Origin of the sequence: Anaerotaenia torta, from assembly GCF_050433395.1 — a bacterium.
Taxonomy (GTDB): Bacteria; Bacillota; Clostridia; order Lachnospirales; family Lachnospiraceae; genus Mobilitalea; species Mobilitalea torta.
The window spans coordinates 293,976-310,234 of sequence record NZ_JBNPXH010000004.1; the positions used below are offsets into that span (position 1 = coordinate 293,976).

Consider the following 16,259-nt stretch of genomic DNA (forward strand, 5'->3'; position numbering starts at 1 on the left):
TCCCTATAGAAAAGCTTATACAGGGACAGCTTCAGATATTACAAAATGATTGGGCTTTCCTCTTACTTTCTGATCTCCAGGCCCTTGGATGCCAGCAAATTCAACAGTCCATCCACAATTCCGGAGATCTCGCTTCCCTCCAGCGTCCGTTCCATGGAGCCGAATTCCAAGCGAACCGTCACGCTCTTCTTTCCTGCCAGAAGCTTCTCATCCTCAAAAATGTCCACCAGGCGTATCCCCTGAAGATATTCACAAGGATATTCCCTGATACTGCTGACAATATTCTCATAACGCAGGGCTTTATCCGCCAACAGGCTTAAATCAATGGTAACGCCGGGATATTTGGAAACCTCCGTATAACGAAGGCTCTCCTCCTTAATCTTCTCCATATCCTCCAGGTCAATCTCCGCAAAGGCAACATTCAGCTTCTTATCGATCTTATTCTTCACTCTGGGATTCAGAATGGAGAAATACCCGATCTCCTGCTCCTTAAGATAGATTCCGGCACTGTTGACCGGATGAACATAATTGTACCGGGCCAGCTCCTCCTTCTGTGCAAAGGAAGGCGTGATATTTTTAACCGATTGCAGGAGCTGCCAGATAATTTCCTTACACCGGAAATATACTTCCTTCTCTGTCAGCTTCTTGCTGGCTACAACAAAGGCCAGACGCTTGCGCTCGTTACACAGCCCTTCCGCATTCAATCCATCTGCCACACGGCCGATCTCATACATCCCCACCTCCGGGAAGCTGTCCGCGTTCTTATACACGAAGCCTAATAAGCTGGGAATCATAGTGGCACGGATCGTATCATTTTCAGCGGCAACGGAGTTGATAATACGGATATTAGGCTCCGTATGAATGCCCAGCTCCTTATTCATCTTGCTCTCATACCAGAGATAGCTGTGAACCTCGCTCATGGCATATCGCTCCGTCAGCAGCTCCTTTATCCGGTATTCATGGCTCCGCTCCAGACTGTGACGAACCGGCACCAGGTAGCTCTTAGTTGAATAAACATCAAAATTATCATAGCCATAGATCCGGGTAATCTCTTCGATGATATCCGCCTTCATGCTCACATCCTTGGTTGCCCTCCAGGAAGGCACCACCAGACGGAAGGCATCCTGATTGCGGGTGACTGCAAAGCCGAGGGCTGTCAGGGTCTCCTCAATCTGATCCGAAGAAATATCAATACCGGTATATTTATCTACATAGGTCTTGTCAAAATCGATGGATATGGTTTCATACTTCCTCACATAGCAATCCGTCAGGCAGGAGGTCACCTTGACATCGGGATCCATATCCATAAGCAGTTTTAAGAAGCGCTCAATGGCGGGAACTGTCAGTTCCGGATCCAGGGTCTTCTCGTATCTGGCACTGGCCTCGGTACGAAGTCCCAGCCTGGTTGCGGACTTACGGACCGATACCGCATCAAAATTAGCAGATTCCAGGAGCACAGAATCCGTGTCCTGCGTTATCTCCGACTGCTCCCCTCCCATAATACCGGCAATCGCTATCGGCTCCTTCTCATCATAGATCAGCAAAGTGTCCGTATCCACCCGGCGCTCCACACTGTCCAGAGTGGTAAAGCTTACCGGCTCCGGGCTGGTTTTCACCCGAATAGCGGATACCTTCTTATTGTCAAAGGCATGCATCGGCTGTCCCAGCTCCATCATCAGGTAGTTGGTCAGGTCGGCCAGCAGATTAATGGGCCTCATGCCGCAGTAGCTGAGACGGATGCGCATATTCAGGGGAGACTGCTTCCTGGTAATATTACCGACGGAGATACAGCTATAGCGGTAAGCCTTCTCCATATTCTCAACCTTGACATCAATGGCCTCCAGATCCTTATGGATGCTGGTGTCCTTTACCTCCAGCGGTTTTAAGGGTCTCTTGGTGAGAACGGAGATCTCACGGGCAATTCCGTAATGTCCCCATAGATCAGGACGGTTGGTTAAGGACTTGTTATCCACTTCAAAGATGGTATCCTCAATCTGCATGATCTCCTTAATATCCGTTCCCAGAGGATATTTATCCTCCAGTATCATCAGGCCGGAGTGGTCCTCACTGATGCCAAGCTCCTTCTCCGAGCAGCACATTCCGCGGCTGGTCTCTCCCGCTATTTTAGCTTCCTTAATCTCCAGCTCTCCCACCTGTCCTCCGACGGTTGCAAAGGGAACCACTGCTCCCACAAATACATTGGGTGCACCGCAGACACAATCCACTATTTCTCTGCCGATATCCACCTTCACCAGATGAAGCTTCTTCGAGCTGGGATGATCCTGGATCTCTGTGATTTTACCAACAACCACACCTCTGATGTCTTTTCCCTTCTCATGGATGCCTTCCACCTCCGCTGTTGCAAGGGTGAATCTTCCGATCAATTCCTTTAAATCCAGTCCTGATAAATCCGTGAATTCGGATATCCAGTTCATTGATATATACATAATATTACTCCTCCTATCTGCTCCGCTTACTGTGCAAACTGTTTCAATTGTTTTAAATTACCGCTGTTAAAGAGGCGGATATCCTTGATGTTATACTTCATCATAGCCAGTCTGGTTAATCCCAGGCCGAAAGCAAAGCCGGTATATTTATCCGGATCAATCCCTCCCAGCCGGAGTACATTGGGATGGATCATACCGCAGGGCAGCAGCTCCAGCCAGCCGGATTGCTTACAGGTAGGACATCCCACACCGCCGCAGATTGCACAATTGATATCCAGTTCAAAGCCGGGTTCCACGAAGGGGAAGAAGCCGGGGCGCAGCCTGACCTTAACATCCCTCTGAAACACCTCGGAGAGGAGCACCTTCATAAAATAAATCAAATTCGAGATAGAAATATCATCTCCAACCATCATACCCTCCAACTGGAAGAAGGTATTCTCATGGCTGGCATCAATGTTCTCATTACGGAAGCATCTTCCGGGAAACAGCACCTTCAGCGGTTCGCCGGGCTTAGGAGCACCATATTTCCTTAAAATAGTATTCTGGGCAGCCGAGGTATGGGTCTTAAGCAATTGCCCGTTCTCCAGATAATAAGTATCTGTCATATCCCTTGCCGGATGGTTTTTCGGTATATTCACTCCTTCAAAATTGTTGAACTCTGTCTGTATCTCCAACCCGTCCTCCACAATGAAGCCCATGGTCTTAAAGATATCCTCAATCTGCTTTTGCACAATTGTAATGGGATGCATGGAACCCACGGGTTTATCAGAGGGAATAGAGAAATCATAACGTTCCGCCTTCTGGATCTCCCGCTGGTATTCTCTCTCCTCCATCTTCTTCTGATAGTCCTCGATTGCCTGTTCAATCTCATTTTTCAGCATGTTCACCTGCATACCGGCCGCTTTCTTCGCTTCCGCATCCAGGTTGCGAAGATCCTTCAATGCCTCGGTAACCAAACCCTTTTTCCCAAGGAAGGATACCCGGATCTTCTCCAGCTCCTCTTTCCGACTGGCAGCATTCAATTCCTTTGAAAACTGCTCTTTCATACGCTCCAGATTCTCTAACATATTCCTACCTCCTAAAATAATTCAAACTAGCCCTGAGGGCCTGCCATTTCATAAAAAACATACCCTGTGTAATAAAGAGTCCGCAAGCGGACTCTTGCGCTGCCGCGCAGTTGCCTTTAGGCAACATCTTCCCATGTACAGGATGTGCATTTTGTACAGAATGTGCATTTGCTCGGCATGTGCATCCTGCGGAGCATTTTGTCACATAGGATGAACTTTCTATACGACAAAAAAAGCTCCCGCCCGAAAGGGACGAAAGCATCGTGGTACCACCCAAATTTAAGCCTGCTGTGCAGACTCCTCAACAGCCATAACGGAGCTGTTCCGGCTTCTCTTTTACCGTATCAGAAGCTTTGCTTCAGTAACGATATCTTAAAAGCAACTCCGGTGCCGAACTTCGCAATATATCTGAACCCCAAATCTGCTCTCAGCCGGTGACAGATTCTCTCTGGCGGGAAAATATACTCTACTACACTCACCTTCAACGTTATTATCTTTCCACTTATCTTAATCGACTTTTTTTCACTTGTCAAGAGGTATCTCTTAATAATGTGCGGATTTGTGCTGCAATGCCGTCTATGTATGAGGGAGTACCGTGTCCGGCCGCATCCGCAGGCGGCACCGTAACAGATTTATTATTTTACAAAGCAGAACAGGGATGATATGATAGGAAAAAAGGATTGCCGCCAATCCTTTCGGCAAAAGTATCAAAGCAGCAAAAGAACGGAGAACAATCATGAACAGTAAAATCTTATTTTTCGATATTGACGGAACCATATTAAGCCATCGCACCCATCAAGTATCTGACAGCACGAAAACCGCTATTTCGCAAGCCCGGGAAAATGGCCATATTCTGATGATTAACACCGGAAGACCCATCTCCTTTATTAATAAAAACATACTGGATCTGGGTTTTGACGGCTATATCTGCGGCTGCGGAACTTACATAGAATTCCGGGGAAAAATATTGATGCAGAACACATTGCCGAAGCCCCTTTCCCAGGAACTGATCCGGGATCTCCGCGAATTAAAAATTGCCGCCTCCTTGGAAGGCTCCAAGGCAGTATATTACGATACCTCCTCTGATAATCCCCTGATCCGGGAGATGATCCGCTATCAGCAAAAGCATCATTTCACCAACGGAAGCTGGGATGATTCCGATATTGAATTTGATAAATTCTGCATCTGGCCGGAGGACGATCAGAAGGAAAACCTCTTTTATGAAAAGTATAAGGATACCTTTGATTTCATCAAGCGGGACGGACATCTGTCTGAAATCGTACCCAAAGGATATTCCAAAGCCAGCGGCATTCAATATATCATAAACCACCTTGGGATTTCCCACGAAGATACCTATGCCTTCGGTGACGGAGAAAATGACCTCCCCATGCTGACTTATGCCAAGCATTCCATAGCCATGGGAAATTCACCCCAGGCTATTAAGGATATTGTTACTCATGTGACCGGGGATGTGGACGATCAGGGAATCGAAAGTGCCCTCCGGCATCTGGATCTGATATAAATTCAAGCCGCTTACGGTTCCCAGCCTGTTGGGTATCCGGCCGAATCCAACATTCAGATATTTAAAGAGGTTGCTGCATTTTGCAGCAACCTCTTTGCTTTATTGTCTATCCCAATGACCTGCTGTATAGCTCATAGAAATATTGATGTTTTTCAATCAGTTCATCAAATTGACCATGCTCAACAATGTGTCCTTCCTGAAACACAAAAATTTGGTCAAATGATCGAATGGAATCAAGCCGGTGGGCAACTGCAATCACAGTCTTTCCCAAAAGCAAATCCATGACATTCTTCATCACGGCTTCCTCTGTAAGATTGTCGATTGCTGAGGTGGCCTCATCAAATATGACAACCTTAGCCTTGGAAAACCATAGACGGGCAAGGGCAAGCTGCTGGCGCTCTCCGCCGGACAGGCTGACCCCTCTTTCCCCAAGGGAAGTGTCCAACCCTTTTTCCAGCTTGGAATACAGGCCGTCTAATCCGGTTCTTCCAATTGCCTCCATCAGGGCACTATCGCCAATCGCATCGTCAAAGACAAGATTTTCGCGCAGAGTTCCATCAAAGATGGGCGGTTCCTGGGGAAGATAAGCAATGTTCTCATAATAGCTGTTAAGATTTATTTGGTTTAAATCAAAGCCTCCCACCGTAATATGTCCATCCTGGGGATGCAGCAAGCCAACCATCAGTTTTACCGCCGTTGATTTACCCGAACCGCTTTCACCCACAAAAGCGATGCTCTTTCCCTGTTCTATATTCAGATTGAAGTTGTCGAATATCTTACGTTCGTTGTAGCAAAAGCTTACTTCAGAAAACAAGATCTCTCCCTTTATTTCGGAGACTGCGATGCCTTGTGTCAGATGGATATCCTCTTTCGCATCTAAAAAATCGGTATACCTTGCAAAAGCAACCTTATCCAGCTTGTATTGAACATAAAGCACATTAAAGATGGCGATCGGTATATAAGCGTTGTCCACAAGAGCAATCAAGGCAACGATCTCACCAATGGTCAGGGATTTTGCAGTCCACCCATATACAACAATTCCTATTTTGATAAATCCAATGAGTATTGCAAAAATAGTGAAGAACGCTTCATGAATTAACGTCATCTTCACTTTGGAAGACACAATTTCTCCTGCTGCCTCCTCTGCCTTTTTTATCTCATGGGTAAAGCGCCGGTTTACCCGGAACACAACCATTTCCATGAAGCCGCGGACAAGAAAATGATTCAGCTTCTCCTCGTTCACAAGGATGCTGGACTTAACCTTGTATAAAGCCTTCAGCAAAAGATTGGTAATGATAAAAACAACAAGGTATCCAAGCAATATTGTTGTCATAACAATGCGGTTGATAGCAAAAATGAATGCAATACTAAATAGCATCTCCGGAATTAATCCGCTTGCCAGCCGCAAATAGAAGCCAAACAGTATATTGCTGCCTGCCGATGCTCCGTTCTCAATCCGCTGGATTAATGTGCCTGTTCCGAGTTTCACATAGGAAAGATAGTCAATCACGGATATTTTCCGCATAGCGTCCGTCTTTAAACTCAACCCGATCCCATGCTCCAGCTTGCGCCCCGGATACTCATCCAGATAGCTGACAAGATAGAGTGAAATCATTGCCGCCCCATAGATAACAATATTCCAGACAGACAGAGTGTCATTGGTGAAATTGTCGATCACCTGCTGAAAATAACTTGAGCCAAAGCTCTGCAAAAATGCATGCGCCAACCCCATTACGAGGTAGACCATCATAAGGATTCTATATTTCTTTGCAATTTTTCTTAAATGTTTCATAACCGTTCTCCTTTTTCATCTTAATTAAGTGAATGAAAAAGTACGGCTGAGCCTGTCCCGCATCTCATTTCTTTTCCCTCAGTATAGCCTGCGGCAGATTTCTCAACCATACTGAGCAGTTACTTCGTTGTTTCCTCTTCATGAGTTCATCGCCTTTCCCGGATCATTGCAAAACCTGTATCTATACAGGCCCACCGATTAATTATTATACTGGTTTGCAGCTCCATTTGCAAGTTACAGTTCACAGTGCAGTTGGGTGGAGGACAGGATGTTCCCGTAATGCACTGTATGAAAGACATATGATTGGATTTGTATGCCATAGACGAACATACACTTGTACGGCTATGGCATACAAATTCGATTATGTGTCTTCCGTCCTGTGTGAGGGAGCATATGTCCTCCGCCCAACTGCACTGTGAACTGTAACATTTGCAATCCTGCTCAGGAAAAGAAGTCATAATTCATCTTGTATTGTATCAGATAATATGATAGAATGAGCACGGTTCAAAAACCAATATCATGTCAGAAGGAGTGTTGTCGATGCAGAATTATGACGTTATTATCATGGGAGCCGGACCTTCCGGTATTTTTTGTGCCTATGAATTAATTAAAGAAAATAAAGATCTGAAAATACTAATGGTGGAAAAAGGACGCCCCATTGAAAAAAGAATGTGTCCGAAACGAACCACGAAGCAATGTATCGGCTGCCAACCTTGTGCAATTACTACCGGATTCGCCGGAGCAGGAGCATTTTCTGACGGAAAGCTCTCCCTTTCACCGGATGTCGGCGGTAATCTTCCGGATATTTTGGGTTATGATAAAACTATGGAATTAATTAAGGAATCCGACGATATTTATCTGAAATTCGGAGCGGATACCAATGTCTACGGCATAGATAAGGAAGCAGAAATCCGTGAGATCAGAAGACGCGCCATCAACGCCAATTTAAAGCTGATTGAATGCCCGATCCGCCACCTTGGTACAGAAGAAGGGTATAAAATTTATACCAGATTACAGGAGCACCTGCTGGAAAGCGGTGTTGAAATGATCTTTAATACCATGGTCAAGGACATTATTATTGAAGATAAAAAAGCAAAGGGTATCGTAACCTCCAAGGGTGATACCTATTATGCAGAGGAGATCGTCTCCGCCATTGGGCGGGAAGGCTCCGACTGGTTCAACCAGATCTGCAAGGAGCATGGGATCGAAACAAGGGTGGGTACCGTAGATATCGGCGTTCGTGTTGAGGTCCGGGATGAGGTTATGGAATTCCTGAATAAGAACCTCTATGAAGCAAAGCTGGTATACTATACTCCTACCTTTGACGATAAGGTACGCACCTTCTGTACCAATCCCTCCGGTGAGGTAGCTACCGAATACTATGAGAATAACCTGGCGGTAGTCAATGGACATGCCTATAAATCCAAGGAATTCAAAACCAATAATACCAATTTTGCCATCCTGGTATCCAAGAATTTTACCAAGCCCTTCAAGACTCCCATCGAGTACGGCAAGCATATCGCCCAGTTAAGCAATATGCTCTGCGGCGGCAGAATTCTGGTTCAGACCTTCGGTGATTTCCAGAGAGGAAGACGTACCACCGAGGAAAGACTTTGCAGGAATAACCTGATCCCCACTTTAAAGGATGCTATTCCGGGAGATTTATCCCTGGTATTCCCTCACCGGATTATGGTGGATATTAAGGAAATGATCCTTGCCCTGGATAAGGTTACCCCCGGCATTGCCAGTGACGAGACCCTGTTGTACGGTGTTGAAGTTAAGTTCTACTCCAATAAGGTAGTGGTAGATACAGACTTTGAGACCAGTGTTTCCGGTCTGCGTGCCATCGGCGACGGAGCTGCGGTAACCCGCGGACTTCAGCAGGCTTCCGCCAACGGCATCAGTGTGGCGAGAAGTATTCTGGCCAGGATGAAGCAATAAGGTTAACCCCCAAAAATAATATCAAAAAGTCTATGGCATGCTGATCAATTGTTTTCAACAGTCCATAGACTTTTTTATACTTTAAAGCCAATCCTCAGGAACCGGGTCTCCATTCAAAAACAGATCCGGGTTTCTCTGCAGGTAAGAAGAAGTAAGCTCTGCCATTCCAACTGCATCACATAATACACTTTCGGCATCACCAATTCTTCCTTCCCTGGCAATCCCATGATGCAGAAACGGAATTAACATCTTGTCGTAATTCTGTGAGATATCTCCCTGAGGATTATAATGTCTCCTCATAGGGCGGTCCAGCAGCCTGCCATCCGGTGTTAAGATCTGAAAAGGACGGTAATGCTCCGTCAAGCGGTTCTCAATCCCGTTCCATTCCTCCACTCCGTGCAGGTAAGTATTTCGTTTCAGGCTGCAGCCAAGAAACAATATCTTCGCCTTGCGGTCATAAAGCTTCCCCCAGCAGCCGGTTCTGGGACAGGGGGTCTGGCTATTCTCCTCACCGGAGGTATATTCCTGCGCATCCCTTCCATATGCCGCCACCGAATGGGTGGGATGCCAGGAACGGATCACCCCCGGCCTCTTTAGAAACAAATTCGTTAAAAGTCCCACACAGGAAGGCTCCGTATCCACACGGAACACCCTGTATTCACTCCCCATCTGTTCCCATGTATGGGTGGGAAAGATCAGCAAGCCTTCCCCCATATATTCCATAAAAGCATCCAGCACCGTGTCCGCCCCGCCCACTACCTCACCGATGGCTTTCATAGAAGAGTGAATCAGCAATGTGTCCGTCGGTTCAATGCCCAGCTTCTTAATATCATGAATTAGCTCCTGCTTTGTATACATCTCCTATCCTCCTTCTCCTATTCCGATCCCTTATACCACGGATTATACATCCATCATTTCGTACTAGGAAATAAACATGGCATCCCCAAAGCTGAAGAAGCGGTAACGCTCCTTCACAGCTTCCCGGTAAGCCTCCATAATATGCTCCCTGCCCGCCAAGGCGGATACCAGCATCATCAGCGTGGATTCCGGCAGATGAAAATTCGTAATTAACGCATCCATAATCTTAAACTGATATCCCGGATAGATGAAAATCGAAGTATCCCCGCTGCCGGGCCGAACCCTTCCCTGTTCATCGGCTGCCGACTCCAGGGTTCTGCAGCTGGTGGTGCCCACACAGATGATACGTCCGCCCTTTCTCTTCGTCTCATTAATGGTATCGGCGGCCTCCTGGGTCACCTGATAGAACTCCGAATGCATATGATGCTCCTGAACATTTTCCACCTTGACCGGACGGAAGGTTCCAAGACCAACGTGCAGGGTAACGTTTACGATGGGTATTCCCATCCCTTCTATCTCAGCCAGCAGCTCCCTGGTAAAATGAAGCCCTGCGGTAGGAGCTGCCGCGGAGCCCTCATATTTGGCATAAACCGTCTGATATCTGCTCTTGTCCGCCAGTTCATGGGTGATATAGGGCGGCAGCGGCATCTGTCCCAGCTGATCCAGAATTTCTTCAAAAATCCCCTGATATTGAAATTGAACCAAACGATTGCCATCCTCCAGCACATCGATAATTTCCCCCACCAGGATTCCGTTCCCAAAGCTGATCTTTGTCCCCTTCCTGGCCTTCTTGCCGGGCTTGACCAGGGTCTCCCAGATATCATTCTCCCTGCGCTTTAAAAGCAGCAGCTCAATTCTGGCACCGGAGGTCTCTTCTGCTGTTTTGTCGGACACTTCTGACAGGGTATCCCCCCGAAGCTTCTCCCCGATCAGTCTTGCCGGTATTACCTTTGTATTATTGATTACAAGACAGTCCCCTTTCCGCAGATACCGGGTGATCTGTTTGAATATCCTATGCTCTATAGCGCCGCTCTTCTTGTCCAGCAGCAATAACCTGGAACCGGAGCGGTCCTCCAGGGGATCCTGGGCAATCAACTCTTCCGGTAAATCATAATAGAAATCCTGTGTTTTCAAAATATCGTCCCTCTCGTGACCGTATTAATAATGCCATCCGTTTCTCTTGGACATTGTATCATAGCTGAACCTCAAAAATCCACACTAATTTGCAAGCTGTATTATCTCCCACTCTGCATAGGCTGATTCCAGCTCCGATTTAACAAGACACTGCCTGTGATACAGCTCATTTAATTTTGCCTCGTCCGTATTATATTCCTCCATCATTGCTCCTAATGCCTTCTCCTCCGCCTCCAGCTCTCCGATAACTTCTTCCAATTCTTCCAGCCTTCTTCCGGATTGCTTACCGGCCCGGTTCTTCTCCTGTGTGCCGGTTCGTACCGTTTTCTCCTTGGGCTCGTTCCGCGGTATTCTCTGCACCGGTTTCTCCTCCTTCTCCTTGCTGCTTTCCTCCAGATAATAATCATAATCCCCGTCATACAGCCTGGTTCTTCCCTGCTGCAGTACAATTACCTTATCCGCCAGCTTGCGGATGAAATACCGGTCATGGGATACAAAGAGCATCGTCCCTTCATAATCGGCCAGAGTCTCCTCCAGAACCTCCCTGGAATCCACATCAAGATGGTTGGTGGGCTCATCCAGAAGCAGCAGATTGGCTCCCTCAAAGGTAAGGGAACACAGCCGCAGCCGGCTCTTCTCTCCGCCGGAGAGAAATTTTATCTTCTTATTCACATCCTCTTGAAGAAACAGCACCTTCGCTAACTGGGATCTGGCGGCTCCCTGGGGAAGGTCATGCAGACGGGAGAAATACTCCAGCACCGTCTGCTCTTCATCCGGATACTCCACATGCTGGGGCAGATATCCGATCTTTATACTGGCGCCCAGCCGTACGCTTCCCCGGGTGGGCTCCAATTGCCCCAGAATCAGCTTTAACAGGGTGGTTTTTCCGCTCCCGTTCTCTCCTATGATACAGGCACTGTCCTGATAGTATAGCACAAGATCAATTTCACGGAGCAATTCTCTCTGACCATAGGACAGCCCTACCCCGCCCAGCTCCATGGCGATCTTGCCTGATCTTCCCACCGCCGTCTGCTTCAGGCGGATCTTACGCTTCTCCAGTACCGGGCGGTCCAGCACCTCAATCTTCTCCAGACGTTTCTCCAGCTCCTTGGCACGCTTATACATCACCTCGCTGTCTCTCATAACTCCCCAGATACGGTACCGTTCAATCTGCTTCTCCATCCGCGCTATTTTCTTCTGCTGATTCTGGTAATTGCGGTATTCAACGAGAAAACGCCGCTCTTTCTCTGTAACATAATAGCTGTAATTGCCGGGATATTCCTCCATATGATCCAATTCCAATTCATAGATCCTGCCGACTACGGTATCAAGAAAATGCCGGTCATGGGATATAATAAGCGCGGCTCCCTGATAATTCTTAAGAAAGCTTTCCAGCCATTCAATGGTAACCAGATCCAAGTGGTTGGTCGGTTCATCCAGCAGCAGGATATCCGGCTCCTCCAGAAGTATTTTAGCTAAGATCACACGGGTCTTTTCCCCTCCGCTGAGCCGCTCAAAAGGCATCTCCTTCATGGCTGCGTCAATCTGCAGGCCCTCCGTCACCTTATCAATCCGGGTCTCTATATCATACCCGTGCATATGCTCATACTTTTCCAAAAGCCTGGCATATTGGCCCATCACCCTTTGCAGTTCCTCTCCGTCCTGCTGCCCCATTCTTTCCTCCAGGTCTTCCATCTCTCTGCGAAGCCGGTTCACGGGCTCGAAGGCGAGGCGCAGCACCTCCAGAACAGATGCCGATTTCTCATATACCGGAATTTGATTCAGATATCCCAGCTTATTCTCCTTGCGGAGACTGATCTCTCCGCTCTGATACTCTTCCTCTCCCATGAGAATCTTCATCAAGGTGGATTTACCGCAGCCATTCTGCCCGATTAAGCCTATTTTTTCCCCGGTTTTAATCTCAAGGGATATATTCTCAAACAGCTTATCGGCACCGTAATACTTTACCAGGTTATTCACATTTAACTCTATCATCATTTCCTCCGTTTCTGAAATAAAGAGGCCGCTTGCGGACTCTTGCGCTGCCGCGCGGTTGCCTTAAGGCAACACCTGCCTTATGCGCGGCATGTGCATCCTGCGGAGCATTTTATTGTATAGGGCGAACTTTCCTATACAATAAAAAAGGATCCAAAGCCGAATAAGCCTTGGGTCCTTTTTTCATCCTCTTCAAATATTCTGAATTTGAATCTGCTATGAAATCTCCAATTCACTTATAGGGTTATATTGAAAGCTATTATATTTGGGCGCACGAATCCCCTTAACGGGCAAAATTGCGTTCATAATAGCTTCAAATTTAATCCATCTAAGTGCTGCGTTCATTCCAAATCTCCATTTCACTTCTGCAAATTCAAGCCTGCAGTCAAAGTATCTTTCGAGTTAAATCATATGCCAACAAACTGCTTTTGTCAAGTTAAAAATATACAGTCTTGCCGGTGCGCGCGGCCTCATAGATGGCCTCCAGAATCTGGGTCACCACAATCGCCTGCTCCGGTTTTACCACCAGCTCTTCCCCTTTTGTAATGGCATTATAGAATACTTTCTGCTCAATGTCGGGAGCCTCCTCACTGGCACCGCTGAAGAAAGCAACTCCGCCGGCCTCCAGATTGGGTTTCTCCACACTCTGTCTGTCATACTTGACCCGGTTGATCCGAAGCCCGTCCTTCATGTCCGCACCGGCCTTGGTGCCGCAGAGACTGGTCTTAGCCTCATCCACCTCCAGGGTGTTGAGAGCCCAGGAGGCTTCCAGATGTATGGTCGCACCATTCTTCATCTTTACAAAGCCGATTGCTGCATCCTCAACAGTGAATTCCTCCGGCTTCCAATTGCCGAAGGCATTGCCCTGATCCGTCTGATCGGCCAGCTTACGGTATACGGAACCTGTTACGGATTCCGGCTCATAATTATTCATCATCCAGAGGGTTAAGTCAAGGGCATGGGTACCGATATCAATTAACGGTCCTCCTCCCTGCTCCTCCTCATTGAGAAATACTCCCCATGTGGGAACTGCGCGTCTGCGCACAGCGTGGGCACGGGCATAGTAGACCTCTCCCAGATCCCCGTTGTCACAGGCAGTCTTAAGATACAGAGAATCCGGACGGTAGCGGTTCTGATAGCCTATGGTGAGGAGCTTGCCCGTCTCCCTTGCGGTGTCCAGCATCCGCTTTGCATCCGCATAGGATTTTGCCATGGGCTTTTCACACATAACATGCTTGCCGGCCTTCATTGCAGCTATCGAAATAGCCGAATGGGATTTGTTCGGAGTCAGCACATAGACCGCCTCCATATCTTCTTCCTTCACCATCTCCATATAATCCGTATACACACGGGAAGCCTCCGTACCGAATTGGGCCTTTGCCGCCTCCGCTTTGGCTCTGTCAATATCACAGAACGCCACGATTTCAAAATTACCGTTCTTCTTAATCGCAGGCAAATGCTTCTGATTCGCAATGCCTCCGCAGCCAACGATACCCACCTTAACCTTTCGCATGAATCAAACCTCCGTTAATTATAATAAAGAGTCCGCTTGCAGACTCTTGCGTTGCCGCGCGGTTGCCTTTAGGCAATATCTGCCTTGTGCGCGGCATGTGCATCCTGCGGAGCATTTGTCGTATAGGACGGACTACCAGCCCTGGGAGCTTAGATACTCCCTGCTTAAACGTGCATCTTCCATTGCTGAATACTGCGGGTGCCCATCCTGCTCCACAACAACCCATTCGCTGGAACCTGCTGCCGCCTGCTCCAGAATAGCCGGGAAGTCCAGTATTCCCTTCCCTACCGCGCGGAATTCAAAGCCTTTCTCCAGGCTGTAATCCTTCAAATGCACGATCGGCAGTCTGCCGGCATATTTCTTCATATAAGCGGCAGGCTCCTCACCGGCAAATTTTGTCCAGCAGGTATCCAGCTCTACTTGAAGCACTTCACTGCCATGGATACGGTACATATAATCCAATACGTACTCCCCATCCTCCGTTTTCCGGAACTCAAAGTCATGATTATGGTACAGAAGTGTAATTCCGGCCTCCCTGCACGCCTGGGAGATCGCCGGTATATTCTTCATGAATTCTTCAAAATGCTCCGAGCCATAGCGCTGCTCCTCCGGTAAATTGGGGATAGCTGCATATTTACAGCCAATAACCGCATAATTATGAACGGTTCCCTGCATATCCCGCTGGAATTCCTGGTAGGACACATGGGCCGAAATCGGAATCAAGCCTGTCTCACTGAGAATATCCCGGATTTCCTCCGGATTATGACCATACAGGCCTGCCAGCTCCACGCCGTCATAACCCATTTTCTTTACTTCCTGCATTGCCTTGGCAAAATCCTGTTCTGCCTCCTCCCGAATGGAGTACACCTGGAGCGCAACGGGTAATGTTTTCATATGGAAACTCCTCTCCGCCTTTTCATCGTTGTCTGGCTCTTATTCAAAAAATATAACCTGCTTCTTATCCGAGGATTCAAAAACAGCCTCCATCAGCTTCATTACTCTCATTACCTCGGGCAATTTGATCTTCTGTTCTTCTTCTCCCGCGATTGCTTTCATCACATTGCGGTAGAAATCCCGGATATCGCTCTTTACTATATCCAGCTCCTCTGTGTGGATGGTATCCTCTCTCCGGGGAGCCATGGTCTTCGTCAGTCCGGCCGCGGTACGAACCGGAACCACATCCTCTTCGTCCTTTCCGGCAGCCCGTACAATCCGGCCGTTCAGATTCCAATCCTCGATGATTGCCGTACCGTTCTGACCGGTCACATACCATCTGGGCAGGGAGATGAAATTGCTGGTTCCAACTTCCACCAGAACATCAACGCCGTTCTCAAAGCCAAGCTGTGCCGTAAAGCCGTCATCCACCATGGTATTGGTGATATTGGTTACGGTAGCATATACTGTCTTCAGCTTCGTGCTTCCCATCATCTGGAGAATTTGATCCAGAAGATGCACGCCCCAGTCCAACACCATGCCGCCGCCATGCTCCTTCTCCTGTCTCCAGTCTCCGGGAATGCCCCTGGAACCGTGAACCCTGGACTCAATCCGGCTCACTTCTCCCAGCTTCTGCTCGTCATATATCTTCTTTACTGTCAGATAATCCTCATCCCAACGGCGGTTCTGATGTACGGTAAACAGTTTGCCGGTCTCTTCCGATACCTTTATCATCTCCTGCAAATCCGCGGAATTCAAGGTTACCGGCTTCTCGCTCACCACATTCTTCCCCGCACGCATTGCCGCAATTGCAATGGGCTTATGAAGATCATTGGGTGTTGCCACCAGCACCAGATCAATCTGCGGGTCATTTAAAAGTTCCTCCATGCTGTCATAGCTGTGCACACCGGCTTCTTTCGCATAAGCCTTGCGGGCCTCATCAATATCATAGATTCCAGCCAACTCGATTCCGTCAATGGTTCCGATGATTTCCCTGTGCCAGTTGCCCATGCCGCCAAAACCAACGATACCAATCCTATAATTATTACCCTTCATT

Annotated in this window: 11 protein-coding genes; 2 read left to right on the forward strand and 9 right to left on the reverse strand. The window is 47.8% G+C overall.

The features are described from left to right. Positions 1-62: 62 nt before the first annotated feature. Positions 63-2,447 (reverse strand): phenylalanine--tRNA ligase subunit beta, encoded by a 2,385-nt coding sequence (pheT, locus tag HNQ56_RS09325; protein ID WP_429144913.1) that lies wholly within the window; start codon positions 2,445-2,447, stop codon positions 63-65. Between the two features lie 26 nt (positions 2,448-2,473). Continuing rightward, positions 2,474-3,514, reverse strand: coding sequence for a phenylalanine--tRNA ligase subunit alpha (gene pheS, locus HNQ56_RS09330; RefSeq protein ID WP_429144914.1), 1,041 nt, complete (start codon positions 3,512-3,514; stop codon positions 2,474-2,476). A 736-nt stretch (positions 3,515-4,250) separates the two neighbouring features. Here pheS and HNQ56_RS09335 point away from each other — a divergent pair. After that, positions 4,251-5,036 (forward strand): Cof-type HAD-IIB family hydrolase, encoded by a 786-nt coding sequence (locus HNQ56_RS09335; protein WP_429144916.1) that lies wholly within the window; start codon positions 4,251-4,253, stop codon positions 5,034-5,036. 106 nt (positions 5,037-5,142) lie between these two features. Here the strand turns inward: HNQ56_RS09335 and HNQ56_RS09340 are convergent, their stop codons facing one another. Then, entirely contained in the window at positions 5,143-6,828 is a 1,686-nt protein-coding gene (locus HNQ56_RS09340) for an ABC transporter ATP-binding protein (RefSeq protein WP_429144918.1), read from the reverse strand. A gap of 519 nt (positions 6,829-7,347) precedes the next feature. Here HNQ56_RS09340 and HNQ56_RS09345 point away from each other — a divergent pair. Continuing rightward, complete coding sequence (locus HNQ56_RS09345; protein WP_429144920.1) at positions 7,348-8,769, forward strand: NAD(P)/FAD-dependent oxidoreductase; 1,422 nt, start codon at positions 7,348-7,350, stop codon at positions 8,767-8,769. An 81-nt stretch (positions 8,770-8,850) separates the two neighbouring features. Here the strand turns inward: HNQ56_RS09345 and HNQ56_RS09350 are convergent, their stop codons facing one another. The 6 genes from HNQ56_RS09350 to HNQ56_RS09375 form a co-directional block, all read right to left on the reverse strand. Next, positions 8,851-9,627, reverse strand: coding sequence for an AAC(3) family N-acetyltransferase (locus HNQ56_RS09350; protein ID WP_429144921.1), 777 nt, complete (start codon positions 9,625-9,627; stop codon positions 8,851-8,853). A gap of 63 nt (positions 9,628-9,690) precedes the next feature. Then, the gene (queA, locus tag HNQ56_RS09355) at positions 9,691-10,761 is read right to left on the reverse strand and encodes a tRNA preQ1(34) S-adenosylmethionine ribosyltransferase-isomerase QueA (RefSeq protein ID WP_429144922.1); all 1,071 of its coding nucleotides are present in this window, start codon (positions 10,759-10,761) and stop codon (positions 9,691-9,693) included. Positions 10,762-10,845: 84 nt separating this feature from the next. After that, the gene (gene abc-f, locus HNQ56_RS09360) at positions 10,846-12,756 is read right to left on the reverse strand and encodes a ribosomal protection-like ABC-F family protein (protein ID WP_429144924.1); all 1,911 of its coding nucleotides are present in this window, start codon (positions 12,754-12,756) and stop codon (positions 10,846-10,848) included. A 436-nt stretch (positions 12,757-13,192) separates the two neighbouring features. After that, positions 13,193-14,269 (reverse strand): Gfo/Idh/MocA family protein, encoded by a 1,077-nt coding sequence (locus HNQ56_RS09365; protein ID WP_429144926.1) that lies wholly within the window; start codon positions 14,267-14,269, stop codon positions 13,193-13,195. 132 nt (positions 14,270-14,401) lie between these two features. Beyond that, complete coding sequence (locus tag HNQ56_RS09370; RefSeq protein WP_429144928.1) at positions 14,402-15,163, reverse strand: sugar phosphate isomerase/epimerase family protein; 762 nt, start codon at positions 15,161-15,163, stop codon at positions 14,402-14,404. A 39-nt stretch (positions 15,164-15,202) separates the two neighbouring features. Further along, a complete protein-coding gene (locus tag HNQ56_RS09375; protein WP_429144930.1) occupies positions 15,203-16,258 on the reverse strand; it encodes a Gfo/Idh/MocA family protein in 1,056 nt (351 codons plus the stop codon). Between the last annotated feature and the right edge of the window lies 1 nt (position 16,259).